The sequence below is a fragment of the Streptomyces sp. NBC_01716 genome (genome assembly GCF_036248275.1).
Taxonomy (GTDB): Bacteria; Actinomycetota; Actinomycetes; order Streptomycetales; family Streptomycetaceae; genus Streptomyces.
On the sequence record NZ_CP109181.1, the window covers coordinates 3,035,725 to 3,053,217 of the forward strand.

General features: G+C 70.0%; 13 protein-coding genes. 8 read left to right on the forward strand and 5 right to left on the reverse strand.

What is annotated here, in order from left to right:
- The first annotated feature begins 17 nt into the window (after nucleotides 1-17).
- A complete protein-coding gene (locus tag OIE74_RS13010; protein WP_329382289.1) occupies nucleotides 18-1,700 on the forward strand; it encodes a fumarate hydratase in 1,683 nt (560 codons plus the stop codon).
- A gap of 55 nt (nucleotides 1,701-1,755) precedes the next feature.
- Here the strand turns inward: OIE74_RS13010 and OIE74_RS13015 are convergent, their stop codons facing one another.
- A complete protein-coding gene (locus tag OIE74_RS13015) occupies nucleotides 1,756-3,318 on the reverse strand; it encodes a ricin-type beta-trefoil lectin domain protein (RefSeq protein ID WP_329382291.1) in 1,563 nt (520 codons plus the stop codon).
- A 106-nt stretch (nucleotides 3,319-3,424) separates the two neighbouring features.
- Here OIE74_RS13015 and OIE74_RS13020 point away from each other — a divergent pair, with 106 nt between their 5' ends.
- The 4 genes from OIE74_RS13020 to OIE74_RS13035 all read left to right on the forward strand — a co-directional run bounded on the left by OIE74_RS13020 (nucleotide 3,425) and on the right by OIE74_RS13035 (nucleotide 9,771).
- Nucleotides 3,425-4,819: a class II fumarate hydratase gene (locus tag OIE74_RS13020; RefSeq protein ID WP_329382293.1), complete on the forward strand. Its 1,395-nt coding sequence runs from the start codon at nucleotides 3,425-3,427 to the stop codon at nucleotides 4,817-4,819.
- Nucleotides 4,820-4,934: 115 nt separating this feature from the next.
- The gene (fomD, locus tag OIE74_RS13025) at nucleotides 4,935-5,609 is read left to right on the forward strand and encodes a cytidylyl-2-hydroxypropylphosphonate hydrolase (protein WP_329382295.1); all 675 of its coding nucleotides are present in this window, start codon (nucleotides 4,935-4,937) and stop codon (nucleotides 5,607-5,609) included.
- A gap of 536 nt (nucleotides 5,610-6,145) precedes the next feature.
- Entirely contained in the window at nucleotides 6,146-8,065 is a 1,920-nt protein-coding gene (locus tag OIE74_RS13030; protein ID WP_329382297.1) for an ATP-binding SpoIIE family protein phosphatase, read from the forward strand.
- A gap of 242 nt (nucleotides 8,066-8,307) precedes the next feature.
- Nucleotides 8,308-9,771, forward strand: coding sequence for a catalase (locus OIE74_RS13035; RefSeq protein WP_329382299.1), 1,464 nt, complete (start codon nucleotides 8,308-8,310; stop codon nucleotides 9,769-9,771).
- Here the strand turns inward: OIE74_RS13035 and OIE74_RS13040 are convergent.
- Nucleotides 9,758-12,037 carry a transglycosylase domain-containing protein gene (locus OIE74_RS13040; protein ID WP_329382301.1) on the reverse strand — a complete coding sequence of 760 codons (2,280 nt, stop codon included), beginning with the start codon at nucleotides 12,035-12,037 and terminating at the stop codon, nucleotides 9,758-9,760. The genes OIE74_RS13035 and OIE74_RS13040 overlap by 14 nt on opposite strands.
- A 261-nt stretch (nucleotides 12,038-12,298) precedes the next feature.
- On the opposite strand from OIE74_RS13040, the gene OIE74_RS13045 reads away from it, so the two are divergent.
- Genes OIE74_RS13045 through OIE74_RS13055 form a run of 3 tightly spaced genes read left to right on the forward strand, consistent with a single transcriptional unit; the run spans nucleotide 12,299 to nucleotide 14,055 of the window.
- The gene (locus OIE74_RS13045) at nucleotides 12,299-13,234 is read left to right on the forward strand and encodes an SPFH domain-containing protein (protein ID WP_329382303.1); all 936 of its coding nucleotides are present in this window, start codon (nucleotides 12,299-12,301) and stop codon (nucleotides 13,232-13,234) included.
- Nucleotides 13,231-13,500 carry a hypothetical protein gene (locus OIE74_RS13050; RefSeq protein ID WP_329382305.1) on the forward strand — a complete coding sequence of 90 codons (270 nt, stop codon included), beginning with the start codon at nucleotides 13,231-13,233 and terminating at the stop codon, nucleotides 13,498-13,500. Before OIE74_RS13045 ends, OIE74_RS13050 begins: the two co-directional genes overlap by 4 nt.
- A gap of 9 nt (nucleotides 13,501-13,509) precedes the next feature.
- Entirely contained in the window at nucleotides 13,510-14,055 is a 546-nt protein-coding gene (locus OIE74_RS13055; RefSeq protein WP_329382307.1) for a carboxymuconolactone decarboxylase family protein, read from the forward strand.
- 6 nt (nucleotides 14,056-14,061) lie between these two features.
- On the opposite strand, the gene OIE74_RS13060 is transcribed toward OIE74_RS13055, so the two are convergent.
- From OIE74_RS13060 to OIE74_RS13070, 3 genes are all read right to left on the reverse strand, one after another.
- A complete protein-coding gene (locus tag OIE74_RS13060; protein ID WP_329382309.1) occupies nucleotides 14,062-14,892 on the reverse strand; it encodes a hypothetical protein in 831 nt (276 codons plus the stop codon).
- The gene (locus OIE74_RS13065; protein WP_329382311.1) at nucleotides 14,889-16,280 is read right to left on the reverse strand and encodes an AI-2E family transporter; all 1,392 of its coding nucleotides are present in this window, start codon (nucleotides 16,278-16,280) and stop codon (nucleotides 14,889-14,891) included. The genes OIE74_RS13060 and OIE74_RS13065 overlap by 4 nt, the downstream gene beginning before the upstream one ends.
- Before the next feature lie 140 nt (nucleotides 16,281-16,420).
- A complete protein-coding gene (locus OIE74_RS13070; protein WP_329382313.1) occupies nucleotides 16,421-17,122 on the reverse strand; it encodes a transglycosylase SLT domain-containing protein in 702 nt (233 codons plus the stop codon).
- Nucleotides 17,123-17,493: the final 371 nt, after the last annotated feature.

Below are 17,493 nucleotides of genomic sequence, written 5' to 3' on the forward strand. Positions count from 1 at the left end.
CGTCTGCCGAGTGAGGAATGGCCGAAATGCCAGAGTTTGCGTACTCCGATCTGCTCCCTCTTGGAGAGGACACCACGCCGTACCGCCTGGTGACCGCCGACGGTGTCTCCGCCTTCGAGGCCGACGGCCGTACGTTCCTCAAGGTCGCCCCCGAGGCGCTGCGCACGCTGGCCGCCGAGGCGATGCACGACATCTCGCACTATCTGCGCCCGGCCCACCTCGCCCAGCTCCGCAGGATCGTCGACGACCCGGACGCCTCGTCCAACGACAAGTTCGTGGCGCTCGACCTCCTGAAGAACGCGAACATCGCCGCCGCCGGCGTGCTCCCCATGTGCCAGGACACCGGCACCGCCATCGTGATGGGCAAGCGCGGACAGAACGTCCTTACGGAGGGCGGCGACGAGGCCGCCCTCTCGCACGGCATCTACGACGCGTACACCAAGCTCAACCTGCGCTACTCGCAGATGGCCCCGCTGACCATGTGGGAGGAGAAGAACACCGGCTCGAACCTGCCCGCGCAGATCGAGCTGTACGCGACCGACGGCGGCGCCTACAAGTTCCTCTTCATGGCCAAGGGCGGCGGCTCGGCCAACAAGTCGTTCCTCTACCAGGAGACGAAGGCCGTCCTGAACGAGACCTCCATGATGAAGTTCCTGGAGGAGAAGATCCGTTCACTCGGTACGGCGGCCTGTCCGCCGTACCACCTGGCGATCGTCGTCGGCGGCACGTCCGCCGAGTTCGCGCTCAAGACCGCGAAGTACGCCTCCGCGCACTACCTGGACGAGCTGCCCGCCGAGGGCTCCCCCGCCGGCCACGGTTTCCGTGACAAGGAGCTGGAGGAGAAGGTCTTCGAGCTGACGCAGAAGATCGGCATCGGCGCGCAGTTCGGCGGCAAGTACTTCTGCCACGACGTGCGGGTCGTACGGCTCCCCCGGCACGGCGCCTCGCTGCCCGTGGCGATCGCCGTGTCCTGCTCGGCGGACCGTCAGGCCGTCGCGAAGATCACCGCCGAGGGTGTCTTCCTGGAGCAGCTGGAGACCGACCCGGCGCGCTTCCTGCCCGACACCACCGACGAGCATCTGGACCGGAGCGGCGAGAGCGACGTCGTACGGATCGACCTCGGCCGGCCGATGGACGACATCCTGGCCGAGCTGACCAGGCACCCCGTCAAGACCCGGCTCTCGCTGACCGGAACGCTGGTCGTGGCGCGCGACATCGCGCACGCCAAGATCAAGGAGCGGCTGGACGCGGGCGAGGAGATGCCGCAGTACCTGAAGGACCACCCGGTGTACTACGCGGGGCCCGCCAAGACGCCCGAGGGGTACGCCTCCGGGTCGTTCGGCCCGACGACGGCGGGGCGGATGGACAGCTACGTCGAGCAGTTCCAGGCGGCGGGCGGCTCGAAGGTCATGCTCGCCAAGGGCAACCGTTCGAAGCAGGTGACCGACGCCTGCGGCGCGCACGGCGGTTTCTACCTCGGTTCGATCGGCGGCCCGGCGGCGCGGCTCGCGCAGGACTGCATCCGGAAGGTCGAGGTCCTGGAGTACGAGGAGCTGGGCATGGAGGCGGTGTGGAAGATCGAGGTGGAGGACTTCCCCGCGTTCGTCGTCGTGGACGACAAGGGCAACGACTTCTTCACCGAGCCCGCCCCGGCGCCGACGTTCACCAGCATCCCGGTGCGGGGACCCGGCCTCGCGTAAGCCCTGGGTGCGGTCCCGGACCCGGCCGGGTCCGGGACCGCGCCCGCGCCCGCGATCAGACGAAGCGCTGGTTCGCCGACCCGTCGCAGTTCTGGAGCCGGAGCGGGTCCCGCTCCGACGCCAGGGTCAGACAGAGCGTGCCCGCCGACGCCGGGCGGATGGTGCCCGCCTCGATGGCGAACTTCTGGTTCGCGCCGCCGTGGCAGTCCCAGAGGGTGACCGAGGCGCCCGCGCGGTACGAACCCGACGGGACGTCGAGGCAGCGGTCGTGGCTCAGCTCGCTGTGCAGCGACCGGGCGCCGGCGCCTGTCCCGGTGTCGTACCACCAGCCCTGGTTACGGCCCTCGTTGCAGCCGTAGCCGGTGATCTTGGAGCCGTTGCGTGTCTTGGACGCGCTGACGTCGACGCAGGTGCCCGTTCCCTCGTTCTTCAATGGCTGAAAAACGTCGTCCCAGCCGCCCGGCTGGAGCACCGGCCGCCCCGTGCTCGCCGGGTCGGCGCAACTCGCCTCGCTCAGGCCCGAGTTGTAGAGCTGGGTCAGGCACGACGCGAACGCCACGTGCCCGGCGGCGTTCGGATGGAAGGACTGGCGGACCGAATTCTCGTTCGGCGGGAAGGGGTTGCCGATGTCGATGAACAGACCCCGGGCCCAGTCGTCGTCCGTGCACACCTCATGGCCGTGGAAGAGCCGGGAGTTGTCCAGATACACCGCGCCCGAGTTCTTCGCGGCCTTCCGCATGCCGGTCTGGAAGGCGGGGACCGCGCCGTCACGGGCCCAGGCGGCGTCCGCGTCGTGGCCGGTGCAGCCACCGGGGATCTTGCCCGGGAAGTCGGGGTTGTCGGCGTAGTCGGGGGTGAGGGGGCCCGGGTAGCCCATCACGACGAGCTTGTAGTCACCGTCGGCGTAACCCGCGTCGCGCATGACGCCTCGCAGGTCGGCCACGGTCGACTCGACCTTGGGTACGAGTCCGTCGACCCGCGGCTGCCAGCCCGGCCGGTACTTGTCGGCGCAGGGCCCCTGGAGCGTGAACCAGCGCAGTACGCAGTCGGTGATCACCGGACCGAACTGGAGATCGTCGTTGGCGCCCGCCACGAGCACCACCATCTTGAGCCTGGTGTTGCGCGCCTTGATGGCGAGGCTGTCGCTCTGTACGAGTTCGTCGGCGAACTGCGCCGTGCCGCCGACCCGGATGTTGACGGTCGACGCGCCCGAGCAGGAGACGTTGTAGGTGACGTCCGCCGCGATCCCGGTGCGGTGGATCGCCGAGTCCGGCGAACGGTGGCACCAGTTGTCGGGGCCGTTCGTCCCCGGCTCGTACGTGCCGACGCCCTCGCCGGAGATCTCACTGTCGCCGAGCGCGATGAGCCCGGTCTTGCGCTGGTCGGGCGGGCGCTCGCCGGGGTCGCCGTAGAGCCGCTTGGCCTCGGCGGCGCGGATCGCTTCGAGGGCGGGCGGCAGCGGGGCGGACGCGCGGACCGCGGCGGGCGCGCCCACGGGGGCCGACGCCTGCGCCGACGCCTGGGCCGCGGGCGTCAGGGCGACCAGTGCGCCGACGACGGTCGCGAATGCGGCGAGCGTGGCGACGGTACTTCGGAACGTGGGTCTCGTACGTTGCATGGCCTCCCCGATCACAGTGGTTCCAGAGGTTTTTACTGGCGGGTAGGGCCCTTGGGAACACTCCGAACAAGACAATTGCTCACCTTCTTTAGGAGGTACGACCCTGATGACGAGCGACGCGAACTACCGCACCGAGCACGACTCCATGGGCGAGGTCCGGGTCCCGGCGGACGCCAAATGGCGCGCCCAGACCCAGCGGGCCGTCGAGAACTTCCCCATCTCGGGCCGGCCCATCGAGCGGGCCCACATCGAGGCCCTGGCCCGTATCAAGGCCGCCGCCGCCACCGTCAACGCCGAACTCGGCGTGGTGGACCGGGACATCGCCGACGCGGTCCGGAGCGCGGCGACCGAGGTCGCCGAAGGCCGCTGGGACGAGCACTTCCCGGTGGACGTCTTCCAGACCGGCTCCGGCACCTCGTCCAACATGAACGCCAACGAGGTCATCGCCACCCTCGCCACCGAGCGCCTGGGCCGCGAGGTGCACCCGAACGACCACGTCAACGCCTCGCAGAGCTCCAACGACGTGTTCCCCTCCAGCATCCACATCGCCGCGACGGCCGCCGTCACCGCCGAGCTGATCCCGGCCCTCGCCCATCTCGCCGTCTCGCTTGAGCGCAAGGCCGATGAGTTCGCGGACGTGGTGAAGTCGGGCCGCACGCATCTGATGGACGCCACACCCGTCACGCTGGGCCAGGAGTTCGGCGGTTACGCCGCGGCCGTCCGGTACGGGATCGAGCGGCTGGAATCGGTCCTGCCGCGCCTGGCCGAACTGCCCCTGGGCGGTACGGCGGTGGGCACCGGCATCAACACGCCGCCCGGCTTCTCCGCCGCCGTCATCGCCGAGGTGGCCCGTACGACCGGGCTCCCGCTGACCGAGGCCAGGAACCACTTCGAGGCGCAGGGCGCGCGCGACGGGCTCGTGGAGACCTCGGGCCAGCTCCGTACCGTCGCCGTCTCGCTCACGAAGATCTCCAACGATCTGCGCTGGATGGCCTCGGGACCGCGCACCGGTCTCGCCGAGATCAATCTGCCCGATCTCCAGCCCGGCTCGTCGATCATGCCGGGCAAGGTCAATCCGGTGATCCCGGAGGCCGTCCTGATGGTCGCCGCCCAGGTCACGGGCAACGACACGACCGTCGCCACGGCCGGAGCGGCGGGGAACTTCGAGCTGAACGTGATGCTGCCGGTGATCGCCAGGAACCTCCTGGAGTCCGTACGGCTGCTCGCCGCCGTCTCGCGGCTGCTGGCGGACCGCACCGTCGACGGCATCACGGCGAACGTGGAGCGCGCCCGCGAGTACGCGGAGTCGTCCCCCTCCGTCGTCACCCCGCTGAACAAGTACATCGGCTACGAGGAGGCGGCGAAGGTCGCGAAGAGGTCGCTGGCGGAGCGGCGCACGATCCGCGAGGTGGTGCTGGACGCCGGTTATGTCGAGCGCGGCGATCTCACGCTGGAGCAGCTGGACGAGGCCCTGGACGTCCTCCGGATGACGCAGCCGTGAGACCCGGCCCCGTTCCGGGCGTACGGCGGGCCCGCGCGGTGATCGCGACCGACAAGATCGAGCCGTCCGGGCGCACCTCACAGCGCCCGAGGGGCCCCGGCTCTAAGATCTGCGCATGACAGGTGTGGACGGCATTCGACACTGGGACCGGGGCGAGCGGATTCTCTGGCGCTACCGGGACAACGGCTCCCGGCATGTGCACATCTGCCGGCCGGTGACCGTCGTCGAGGACACCGATGAACTGCTCGCCGTGTGGATGGCGCCGGGCACCGAGTGCGTGAAGCCGGTGCTGGCCGACGGCACTGCCGTGCACCACGAACCGCTCGCCACCCGGTACACGGCGCCGCGCACCACCGCCCGTGCCCACTGGGAGGGCACGGGTGTGCTGAAGCTGGCGCGGCCGGACGAGCCGTGGTCCATCTGGCTCTTCTGGGACCAGGGATGGCAGTTCCGCAGCTGGTACGTGAATCTTGAGGAGCCCCGGCTGCGCTGGGCGGGCGGCATCGACTCCGAGGACCACTTCCTCGACATCTCGGTCTACCCGGACCGCAGCTGGCTCTGGCGGGACGAGGACGAGTTCGCCGAGGCCCAGCGGGTCGGGCTGCTGGACGCCGGCCAGGCGCTGCGGGTGCGGGAGGCCGGGAGCGCGGCGGTCGAGATGATCAAGGAGTGGGGCGCGCCGTTCTCCGCGGGCTGGGAGGACTGGCGGCCCGACCCCCGGTGGTCGGTGCCCGAGCTGCCGGAGGGCTGGGACCGCGCCCCCGAACCGGCAAAGGTCCGGACCAGATGAGGCAAAAACGGCTGGTGGCCGCACGTACCTGGTGATCGCCGGGGCGGGTTCGCCGACGTCGTGAGACCCTTGATGCGCCCCCAGGGTTCAAACGTAGGATCGTCCTCCGCAAGGCTGCGCCTGACCAACGCGCCGCAGGGGTGGCGGAGCTGACTTAGGGTCATGTCGCTGGAGCAACGAGCCGCACGACGCACGACGCACGCGAGAACGATTCGTACGACGAACGAGCCGCAGACAGCAGCAGGACAGCGCACATCAGCCGCTGGACATCGACGAGGGGGTGGAGCCGTGCAGGACGCCTGCCGTGCCGACATCCGCGTTCTCGGGGCCCTTGAAGGCCCTTTCCGCCGCAAGGTACCGATGCCCGGCCGCGAGAGCCCGTGCGGTCACAGACCCGGCGCCCCCTGGACAAGGGTGGCATCACCGGGTCCTGTCCGGCGCCAGACGCCCCGGGCTCATCCGCGAAGATCCGCCGGACAGGACTTAGTCGAATCGGTTGTCTCGCACCACCGGCCCGGACGGACGGAATCCCACGCGTGACGGAGCATCCCACCTCCCATGAAGGCCGGCAGCCCGTGGCTGCCCGGTCCCAGGAACGCACCCGGCCACGGCAGGAGGCGTCCGCCGCCGCCGTACCGCAGCCGTCGGTGCCGCCGGTACCCACGCCCGCGTCCGCGCAGGCCACCGTTCCCCCGGCCGCGCCTCCGCAGGACCCGGTGGGCGCCGCGCGGCGCGAGGGCGACCGGCTGCGGTTCGTGGGCGCCGCTACCCGTCGTATCGCCCGGGGCATCGACCTGGACGAGATCGTCCTCGGGCTGTGCCGGGCGACCGTCCCGACGTTCTCCGACGCGATCCTCGTCTATCTGCGCGACCCGCTGCCCGTCGGCGACGAGCGTCCGGTCGACCCCTTCGTACTGAGGCTGCGCCGTACGGACTGGCTGCGCGCCACCGGCGAGGACACCGACGGCGCGGGCATCCAGCTGCCCGAGTCCGAGGCAGGACGGGCGTCGGTCCCGGACCCCCAGACCGAGGTGATGCCCGCCGCGCAGCTCTGCGAGGTGGCGTCCGGCGGCGCGCTCTCCGAGATCCTGCGCGGTGTCCGGCCGGTCTTCGGCGACTCCGCCGCCGCCCGCGCGGCGCTGCCCGAGCTGCTCGGCGGCGAGATGACCGTTCCTGGCGGCCGGCGCGGGATCCTGGCCCCGCTGCGCGGCCGGCGGCGCGTCATCGGCGCCGCCGTCTTCCTGCGGAGGCCCGACCGCCCCGCCTTCGAGCCCAACGACCTGCTGGTGGCCGCGCAGCTCGCGACGCACACCGCGCTCGGCATCGACAAGGCGGTGCTGTACGGCCGCGAGGCGTACATCGCGGACGAACTCCAGCGCACGATGCTCCCGGAAGGGCTGCCGCAGCCCACGGGTGTCCGGCTCGCCTCCCGCTATCTGCCCGCGGCCGAGACCGCGCGGGTCGGCGGCGACTGGTACGACGCGATCCCGCTGCCCGGCAGCCGCGTCGCCCTCGTCGTCGGCGACGTGATGGGTCACTCCATGACGTCGGCGGCCATCATGGGCCAGCTGCGGACGACGGCGCAGACCCTCGCCGGTCTCGACCTGCCGCCGCAGGAGGTCCTGCACCACCTCGACGAGCAGGCGCAGCGCCTGGGCACCGACCGGATGGCCACCTGCATGTACGCGGTGTACGACCCGGTCTCGCACCGCATCACCATCGCCAACGCCGGCCATCCGCCGCCCATATTGCTCCATCTGGGAGGCCGGGCCGAGGTACTGCGGGTGCCGCCCGGCGCCCCGATCGGCGTCGGCGGGGTGGACTTCGAGGCGGTCGAGCTGGACGCGCCGGCCGGCGCGACGCTGCTCCTCTACACGGACGGCCTCGTGGAGTCCCGGCTGCGTGACGTGTGGACGGGGATCGAGCAACTGCGGGAGCGCCTCGCGGCGACGGCGCAGCTCACCGGCCCCGACCACTCGCCTCCTTTGGAGGCGCTCTGCGACGACGTGCTGGACGTGCTCGGTCCCGGTGACCGCGACGACGACATCGCGCTGCTGGCCGCGCGCTTCGACGGGATCGCCCCGAGCGATGTCGCGTACTGGTTCCTGGAGCCGGAGGACGCGGCGCCGGGGCGGGCCAGAAGGCTCGCCAGGCGGGCCCTGTCGCGCTGGGGTCTGGAGGAGCTGAGCGACTCCGTCGAGCTGCTGATCAGCGAGGTCGTGACCAACGCGGTCCGGTACGCGGAGCGGCCGGTCACCCTGCGGCTGCTGCGGACCGACGTGCTGCGCTGCGAGGTCGGCGACGACTCGCCCCAACTGCCCCGCCAGCGCCGGGCCCGCGAAACGGACGAGGGCGGGCGGGGGCTGTTCCTGGTGAACCGGCTGGCCAGGCGCTGGGGCGCGACGCGGCTGTCCACCGGCAAGGTCGTCTGGTTCGAGATCTCGACCCGACCGTAGACCCGTCCGCAGACCGGTCCGCAGACCCGTCCCGGAGCGTCCGCGGGGCGGCCCGGGACCGGTGCGCGACCCGTTCCGGGACCCGGTCCCCGCGGGTCCCCCGGGCGGCCCCGCAGGCCCCCGGCAAATGTTGCCGACGATGTGTCGGCGGGTTTGACTGGGGCAGGCGGCCGGATACGACCGCTGTCGTCCCGTTTCGCCCGATTCCGGCTGCGGGAACCCCTATCGACGGGAAAACGCTCGTGACCGAGTCGACGCCCAAGGCCCCGTACACGACGAACAACGCCGGTATCCCGGTGGAGAGCGACGAGAACTCACTCTCCGTCGGACCCGACGGTCCGCTCCTGCTCCAGGACCACTACCTCATCGAGAAGATGGCCCAGTTCAACCGGGAACGAGTCCCCGAGCGGGTGGTCCACGCCAAGGGCTCGGGCGCGTACGGCGTCTTCGAAGTGACCAACGACGTCAGCCAGTTCACCAAGGCCGACCTCTTCCAGCCGGGCAGACGCACCGAGATGCTGGCCCGCTTCTCCACCGTCGCCGGTGAGTTCGGTTCGCCCGACACCTGGCGCGACCCGCGCGGCTTCGCCCTGAAGTTCTATACGGAGCAGGGTAATTACGATCTGGTGGGCAACAACACGCCGGTCTTCTTCGTACGCGACACGATCAAGTTCCAGGACTTCATCCGCTCGCAGAAGCGCCACCCGGCCACCGGGCTGCGCAGCAACGACATGCAGTGGGACTTCTGGACCCTGTCACCCGAATCCGCGCACATGGTGACCTGGCTGATGGGCGACCGGGGCATTCCCAAGTCGTTCCGCCACATGAACGGCTACGGCTCGCACACCTATATGTGGGTCAACGCCGCGGGTGAACGCTCCTGGGTCAAATACCACTTCAAGACCGACCAGGGCGTCGACCACCTCACCCAGGCGGACGCCGACGAGATGGCGGGCTCCGACGCGGACCACCACCGCCGGGATCTGCACGAGGCGATCGAGTCGGGGAACGCGCCGACCTGGAGCCTGAAGGTCCAGATCATGCCGTTCGAGGACGCCGCCGACTACCGCTTCAACCCGTTCGACCTCACGAAGGTGTGGCCGCACGGCGACTACCCGCTGATCGACGTCGGCCGGATGACGCTCAACAAGAACCCGGACAATTTCTTCATCCATATCGAGCAGGCCGCCTTCGAGCCGTCCAACATGGTTCCGGGCATCGGCCCGTCGCCGGACAAGATGCTGCTCGGCCGGCTCTTCTCGTACCCGGACACCCACCGGTACCGGATCGGCCCGAACTACGCGCAGCTGCCGCCCAACCGGCCGCACTCGCCGGTGAACTCGTACGCCAAGGACGGCCCGATGCGGTACGTCGCGTCGAACGCCTCGGCCCCGTACGCGCCGAACTCCTACGGCGGCCCCGCCGCCGACACCGAGCGCTACGGCGATCCGGCGGGCTGGGCGGCGGCGGGCGACATGGTCCGCGAGGCGTACACGAAGCGGCGCGAGGACGACGACTGGGGCCAGGCGGGCACCCAGGTCCGCAACGTGCTCGACGACGCGGCACGCGACCGTCTGGTGTCGAACGTCTCCGGTCATCTGCTCCAGGGCGTCAGCCGGCCGGTCCTCGACCGGGCGTTCCAGTACTGGCGCAACATCGACAAGAACATCGGCGACCGGATCGCGGGAAAGGTCAACGGCGGCTGAGAGCCGGTGGCAACCGGCCATCACTCCCCGCGTCGGTGCCCGCGGAGCCCGTACCACCGTTGTCACCGCCCCCGTTGGCGCCGCCCGTCTCGCCACCTCCGCCGCCACCGCCGCCGGAGTCGTCGCCCGGCTCCGGCGGCGGGGCCGGAGGCTCGCTGGACGGCGGGGGCTCGGACACCGGCGGGTCGCTCTCGGTGTCGCTCGGGTCCGGCTCGTCGGGCGGCGGCGGGGTCGTCTCCTCGCTGGACGGCGGCGGCACGGAGGGCGGCGGCGGGGGCTTCGGCGGCTGGTAGGCGGGCTCGGCGAGATCGAGGTCGAACGAGGCGTCGGAGCCGCCGTTCAGCGCGCCCAGCGTGTAGTCGGCCCAGATCTTGGCGGGGAAGCCACCACCGTTGGCGCGGCCGGAGTTGGCCGTGCCGGTGAGGGTCACCTGGCCGCCGCCCTCGGCGGTGGACTCGCCGAACAGGGCGACCACCGTGGCCAGTTCGGGTGTGTAGCCGGCGAACCACGCCGACTTGTTGTCCTCCGACGTACCGGTCTTGCCCGCCGCCTCGTACGCGTCGGTGCTCGCCTCACGACCCGAGCCGTTCTTCACGACGCCGGTGAGGGCCGACGTGACTGTGTCGGCGGACTCGCGGCTGATCGCCTGCTCGCCGATCCGCTCAGGCAGGTCGACGGTGCGGTCCTTGTGCTCGGCGGACTTCAGGATCGAGGGTGTGACCTTCTCGCCGTGGTTGTCGAGCGTCGCGTACACCCCCGCCATGTCCCAGGTGGAGGCCTCCATCGTGCCCAGCGTGATCGCGGGCCGCTCGGGGAAGTTCTTGTCCCGCATGCCCAGATCGAGCGCGGTCTTCTTCACCTTCTCCGGGGCGACGTCCACGACCATCTGCGCGAAGACCGAGTTGACCGAGTTGTTGGCCGCCTGCTGGACGGTGATGTCGCCGTAGTCGCGATCGTCCTCGTTCTGCGGCGCGAAGGGGGTGTCGCTGCCCACGACCGGCCGCTTGCTCGTGCCGTCGTAGACCGTCTTGAGCCCGATCTTTTCGCCGTCCTGCGTCTCCGACTCGTTCTCCAGCGCCGAGGCGAGCACGACGGGCTTGAAGGTCGAGGCGGGCTGGTAGTCGGTGCGGGTGGCGTTGTTGATCCAGTGCTCGGTGGCGCCGACCCCGCCGTAGAGCGCGACGACCGCGCCGGTCTTCGGGTCGACGGACGTGGCGCCCGCCTGCACGGTCGCGTCGACCTTGTTCTTCTCGCGGTCGAGCTTGGACTCCAGCTGCTTGTCGACCGCGCCGACGAGTTCCTTCTGCCGCTTCTTGTCGACGCTGAGTGTGATCGTCCAGCCGCCGGCGTCGATGTCCGCCTTGTCGACGCCGCGCCGCTCCAGCTCGCTGTTGGCGGCCTCGACGAGATAGCCGGCCTGGCCCTCCGCGCCGGGCGCCGGCTTGGGCTTCCGCGGTACGGGGAACTTGAGCCCGCCGCGCTCGCCGACGTCCAGCCAGTTCTCCTCGACCATGTTGTCCAGGACGTAGTTCCAGCGCTCGGTGACGAGCTTCTTGCCCGTCTCACTGGCCTGTGTCCAGTCGTACTGGTTGGGGGCCTGGAGCAGCGCCGCCAGATACGCGCCCTGCGCGACGTTCAGCTTGGTCGCGTCCACGCCGTAGTACGCCTGGGCCGCCGCCTGGATGCCGTACGCGCCCCGCCCGTAGTAACTGGTGTTCATGTACCCGGCGAGGATCTCGTTCTTGTCCATCCGCTGGTCGACCTTGAGCGAGATCACCAGCTCCTTGAGCTTGCGGGTGACCGTCTGGTCCTGGTCCAGGTAGTAGTTCTTCACGTACTGCTGGGTGATGGTCGAACCACCCTGTTTGCCCTTGCCCGAGAGGGTGTTCATCAGGCCGCGGGCGGTGCCCTTGACGTCGACTCCGGAGTCTTTGTAGAAGGACTTGTTCTCGGCGGCGACGAAGGCCCGCTGGACGTCCTTGGGGACCTTCTCCAGGCCGACTATCTCCCGGTTGATCTCGCCGGTCCGCGCGAGGACCGTGCCGTCGCTGAACTTGTAGACGTTGCTCTGCATCTCGGCCTGCGCGTTGGCCGTCGGGACCGGGACCAGGAAATAGATCACGACGAACGCGCCCATGCCGAGCAGGCACAGCCCGAGGAACGTACCGAGCAGCTTCCTCAAGCTGAAGAAGCCACGTATGCCGCCGGCCTTCGTCGCCCGGCGCGCTCCACGCTGCCGGGCCTGTCGCGCTTCCGCTCGGCCCATCGCTCAGTCGCTCCGTTCTCGGGTCTCGTGTCTCGCCGCCGGGCCTGGTCCACTTGTCGCACTTGCCGGAATCAGCTCAGAAAGCTAACACCGTCCCCTGTGACAAAGAGTCTCGATCCGGTCTTATCCGACGTGACAATCAGCACCTGTCTCAGAGGAACCGACTCATGAGAGGCGCGGAGGGTTGCGAAGCGAGTTAATGTGTAATCACAATGCTAGCTACGCCGATCGGCGTGACAGCGCGAGAAACGGGGACCCGACATGCCTACGACCAGCACTCCAGTGGTGGACGATCTGCCCGAGATGCCCGCGCCGCGGGTCCGTGAGTTCCAGGCGAGCAGCATCGGCGGCGGCCTCGCGCTGCTGCTCGGTCTGATCGGTCTGGCCGGCGGGATCGCCCTCATCGTGACCGGCTCCTCCCTCGACTCGGCCGGCGCGAAGGCCGCGCTGATCCTGCTCGGCATCCTGCTCGCGATCGCCGCGTTCTTCGCGATGTGCGGGCTGAACATGGTGGCGCCGGGCGAGGCACGCGTCGTCCAGCTCTTCGGGCGCTACCGCGGCACGATCCGCGTCGACGGCCTGCGCTGGGTGAACCCGCTCACCTCACGCGCGAAGATCTCGACCCGGGTGCGGAACCACGAGACCGCCGTCCTCAAGGTCAACGACGCCTACGGCAACCCGATCGAGCTGGCGGCGGTCGTCGTCTGGCGGGTCGAGGACACCGCGCAGGCGCTCTTCGAGGTGGACGACTTCCTGGAGTTCGTCTCCACCCAGACCGAGGCCGCCGTCCGGCACATCGCGATCGAGTACCCGTACGACGCCCACGAGGAAGACGGTCTCTCGCTGCGCGGCAACGCCGAGGAGATCACCGAAAAGCTCGCGGTCGAACTGCACGCCCGGGTCGAGGCGGCCGGTGTGCACATCATCGAGTCGCGCTTCACGCATCTCGCGTACGCTCCGGAGATCGCCTCGGCGATGCTCCAGCGCCAGCAGGCGGGCGCGGTCGTGGCGGCACGCCGGCTGATCGTGGACGGCGCCGTCGGCATGGTCGAGGCGGCCCTCACCCGGCTGACCGAGCAGGACATCGTCGAGCTGGACTCCGAGCGGAAAGCGGCGATGGTCAGCAACCTTCTGGTCGTGCTCTGCGGTGACCGGGCCGCGCAGCCGGTCGTGAACACGGGCACTCTTTACCAGTGACGGAACGGAAGCAGGTTCTCCTGCGCCTGGACCCGGCGGTGTACGACGCCCTGGCACGGTGGGCGTCCGACGAACTGCGCAGCGCCAACGCGCAGATCGAGTTCCTGCTCCGCCGGGCCCTGGCGGAGGGGGGCCGGCTCCCGGGCAACGCGAGGCCGATCCCGCGCAGGGGCAGACCGCCGAAGGCCCAGGAGCCGCCCGGGAAGCCGCCCCAGGCGGAGCCAGGCGACGCGTCCGGCACCGCCCCGGACGATCACCATCCGTAGGAGAGCACGATGTCACTGGACGCCCTGAAGGCCGCCGTTCCCGACTACGCCAGGGATCTGCGGCGCAATCTCGACGCGGTCCTCGACCGGGGCACGCTCTCCCAACAGCGGCTCTGGGGCACGGTGCTGGTCTGCGCGATCGCCGCACGCTCGGCGCGCGTGCTGCGCGAGCTGGCGCCCGAGGCCGACGCCCGGCTCTCCGCCGACGCCCGCACGACGGCCAGGTCGGCCGCCGCGGTGATGGCGGTGAACAACGTGTTCCACCGGACCCGGCATCTGCTCTCCGATCCCACGTACGGAGAGCTGCGTACGGGCCTGCGGATGACGGCCACGGGCCATCCGGGCGTCACCAGGGCCGACTTCGAGTTCTGGCAGTTCGCGGTCTCCGCGGTCAACGCGTGCGGCCTCTGCCTCGACGCGCACGAGGGCGCGCTGCGGCGGCTGGGAGAGGAGCGCGAGACGATCCAGGAGGGCATCAAGATCGCGGCGGTGATCCAGGCCCTGGCGACAACGCTCGACGCGGAGGCCGTCCTGGACGGTCTTGGCGACGCGTAGGTGCGGTCAGTCCTTCTTGAGCTGTTCCATCAGCGCCAGCATGTCCTCGACCATGGCCGGTTCCAGCCCGCCCAGATGGAGGACCTGCTGCTGGTCGAGGTCGAAGTCGGAGTCCCGCCGGTTCCGGTCGTAGTCGACGACCTGGCCGACGGAGAGCGAGAGTACGGCCTGTCCGTCGAGCACTTCGAGCACCGGGTTGTCACCCCCGGCCTGACTCACCAGATAGGCCCGCTCCCCCACTTCGGGGACCAGCTTCAGGGTCTGTTCCCCCGAACCCTGGTCGGCCGGGTGGATCAGGGACGCGTCGAACTGCGGCCCCGGATCGGTCTTCTTGTGCAGCGTGTACGTGATCTCGGCGTACGCGCGCACGATCGGCCCCTCACGGTGCTTCTCTCCGGCCGACGCCTTCGGTACGAGGCTGACCGTGCAGACGGACTGGTCGAGCGCCTTGTCCTCGCCCACCGCGGCGAACGGGTCCCGCTTCACACCGATGGTGGCGGACAGCGCCGACAGGTCGGCGTCGAGGCAGAGGTTGCGGCTGACGCCGTAGCCCTGGAGGTCCGGTCCGACCCTGTTGTACGCCCACAGGCCGCCCGCCCACACCGCGGAGCTCAGCAGCACCCCGGCCAGCCCCCAGACCCACGGACGCTGCCGCAGCGGCACTCCCCGGATCAGGGGACGCTCGTCGGCGCCCATCGTCTCGGGCTCGTGCTCCGGCCCGTCGGCACCGGCCGGGCCCGGAGCCGGGCGGAAGCCGGCGTCTCCCGGACGCCCGGGGCGTCTCGGCGGCGGGACCGGCGCGGACGCCTCGCCTTCCAGTTCCGGTTCGGAGATCATTCCGATCCGTTCCGGGGCTCGGCCGGAGGCGTGTCGGAGACCGGCGCGTCCGGACGGGGGGCGGGGGCGGCCGGAGCCGGGGGCGGAATGACCGGGGCGGGCGTCGGCGCGACAGCGAGCCCCACCGTCGCGGCGTGCGGCTCCGGACCGCCGTCGCGCGGCGAAGGCTCCCGGCTGTACGCGCGCAGGTAGCCGACGACGGTGTTCGTGACCGCGACCAGCGGCACCGCGACGACCGCCCCGCCGATACCGGCGACGAGTCCGCCCGTCGCGACGGCGAGGACGACGGCCAGCGGATGGACCCGTACCGCGCGGCCGAGGATGAAGGGCTGGAGGATATGGCCCTCGATCTGCTGGACGGCGAGGACGACGATCAGCACCATCAGCGCCGTGAACACGTCCTGGGTGACCAGCGCGACGACCACGGCGAGCGCGCCGGAGATCACGGCTCCGACGAGCGGGATGAACGCTCCGAGGAAGATGAAGACGGCCAGCGGCACCGCGAGCGGGACATCGAGGAAGTAGAGCCCGAGGCCGATGAAGACCGCGTCGATCAGCGCGACAATGAGCGTCCCGCGTACATACGCCGTCAGCGTGCGCCAGGCGCGCGGCCCGGCCCCGGCCAGACCCGGACGGGCCTGAGCGGGGAAGAGCTTGAGCGACCACTCCCAGATCCGCCGGCCGTCGTAGAGCAGGAACAGCGTGGAGAACACGGCGAGCAGGATCCCCGTCAGCAGCTCGACCACGACGGTCACGCCCTGGATGCCCGCGGAGGTGATCTCCTCGGTGTTGGTGCCGATCGCGTCGCTGAGGCTCTTCGCGAGGTCGTTGATCTGCTGCTCGGTCACATGGAACGGGCTGTTGAGCAGCCAGCGTTTGAGCTCGTCGATGCCGTCGGTGACGCGGTCGGAGAGCACGTCGATGTTCTCGACGACCTGCCACACCACGAACCAGCCTGTGAGGCCCATGATGACGAACCCGGCGAAGGCGGTCACCGCGGTGGCCACACCACGCGGCAGGCCCCACTTCTTGAGCCTGGCGACCGTGGGCTGGAGAAGCGCGGTGACGAGCAGCGCGCCGACGAACGCCATCACCACGAGCTGTACGGCGCCGATGATCTTCATCAACACCCAGAGCATGGCGGCCAGTACGAGCAGCCGCCAGGCGGCCTCGGCGGCGACCCGCATCCCCCACGGAATGGCCGCCGCCGGCTCCGGTTTGGCCTGGGCGCCCGGTATGTGGGCCGGCGGGACCGGAGCGGTCTCCGGTCCGCGTCCGCCCTCCGGCACGTCGTCCGCCGTAGCCTCCGTACGGCGTTCCCCCAACCGCTCTCCCAGCTGGGTCAGTTCGGCTCCGACCCGGCCGAGCCACCCCGGCAGTTTCGACATGCTCAATCCTTCTTCCCCGGAGTCGTACCGATCTGACGGTACACGCGCGAAGCCCCTCACCGTAGGACGGAGAGGGGCTTCACATGGTTGAGCGCCGACGGCCGGAATACCGACGGGAAAGAACGGGTCGGGCGGTCGGTCTAGTACCAGTTGTTGGCCTGCCAGAACGACCAGGCGCCGCACGGGCTGCCGTAGCGGTCGTTCATGTAGTTCAGGCCCCACTTGATCTGGGTGGCCGGGTTGGTCTGCCAGTCGGCGCCCGCGGAGGCCATCTTGGAGCCGGGGAGCGCCTGCACGAGACCGAAGGCGCCCGACGAGGGGTTGGACGCCTGGTAGTTCCAGGTGGACTCGTGGTCCACGATGTTGCTGAAGCACTGGTACTGGTCGCCAGGGATCATCTGGCGGGCCATCGCCTGGACTTCGGCGACCGAGTACGAGCTCTGGACCACGAAGTCGGAGGAGTCACGCGTCTCCGAGCGGCTGGCGCGCTCGGCCTCCTGCTCCTTGGCCTCACGCTCCTGCTCGGCCTTGTCCTCGGCGGCCTGCTTCTTCGCCTCGGCGTCCTTGGCGGCCTGGATACGAGCCGATTCCTCGGCGGACTTCTTCGCTGCCACGTCGGCGGCATTGGCCTGCGCGTCGGCCTGCTGCGCCAGTGACACAGTCTGGACCTGGGCGTGCTGGCCCGCGGGGATGTCTGCGAGGAGCGTCGTGTCAGCTGCGGTCGCCTCGAAATTGTCGTCCGAGGCCTGGGGAGCGCCCGAAGCCACTCCTACGACTGCGCCGACGGTGGTGACCGCTGTAGCTGATGCCACGGCGAATCCCCGGACCGAGATCCGGCTCACACGGTTTCCTTCCAGCAGCGTCCGTGTACGTGACCTCACGGATGCAATCGTGCCCCTGGCACTGGTCTCCGTACCGCACGTCACGGGAGACACGGGCCCGTCGGCAACTTCCATGGCGGAAGCGCCGGATGAAGCGCGGGCGGCATACGACGTCAAGTGTTGAGTTGTGTGGTGCGGCATCCCTGAAGATGCGGGTGTGTCGTATGCGGGGCCTGACGGAAGCAAGACTCTGCCGGACCCGGACGCCGCAAGGCAATTCTTCGTTGCGTGGGATAGCTCACACCCCGTTTGCCACCCGGGTTTCACGGAAATGGCCGCGCGGCAGAGCGCCGCCCGGCTAGGCTCTTGGGCCTTTCCGGGCGGCGCCAACT

What these genes read in the sequence shown, in the direction of transcription:
- OIE74_RS13010 (WP_329382289.1), top strand. Translation starts at nt 18, where the DNA reads ATGGCCGAAATGCCAGAGTTTGCGTACTCCGATCTGCTCCCTCTTGGA.
- OIE74_RS13015 (WP_329382291.1), bottom strand. Translation starts at nt 3,318, where the DNA reads ATGCAACGTACGAGACCCACGTTCCGAAGTACCGTCGCCACGCTCGCC.
- OIE74_RS13020 (WP_329382293.1), top strand. Translation starts at nt 3,425, where the DNA reads ATGACGAGCGACGCGAACTACCGCACCGAGCACGACTCCATGGGCGAG.
- fomD (WP_329382295.1), top strand. Translation starts at nt 4,935, where the DNA reads ATGACAGGTGTGGACGGCATTCGACACTGGGACCGGGGCGAGCGGATT.
- OIE74_RS13040 (WP_329382301.1), bottom strand. Translation starts at nt 12,037, where the DNA reads ATGGGCCGAGCGGAAGCGCGACAGGCCCGGCAGCGTGGAGCGCGCCGG.
- OIE74_RS13045 (WP_329382303.1), top strand. Translation starts at nt 12,299, where the DNA reads ATGCCTACGACCAGCACTCCAGTGGTGGACGATCTGCCCGAGATGCCC.
- OIE74_RS13055 (WP_329382307.1), top strand. Translation starts at nt 13,510, where the DNA reads ATGTCACTGGACGCCCTGAAGGCCGCCGTTCCCGACTACGCCAGGGAT.
- OIE74_RS13060 (WP_329382309.1), bottom strand. Translation starts at nt 14,892, where the DNA reads ATGATCTCCGAACCGGAACTGGAAGGCGAGGCGTCCGCGCCGGTCCCG.
- OIE74_RS13065 (WP_329382311.1), bottom strand. Translation starts at nt 16,280, where the DNA reads ATGTCGAAACTGCCGGGGTGGCTCGGCCGGGTCGGAGCCGAACTGACC.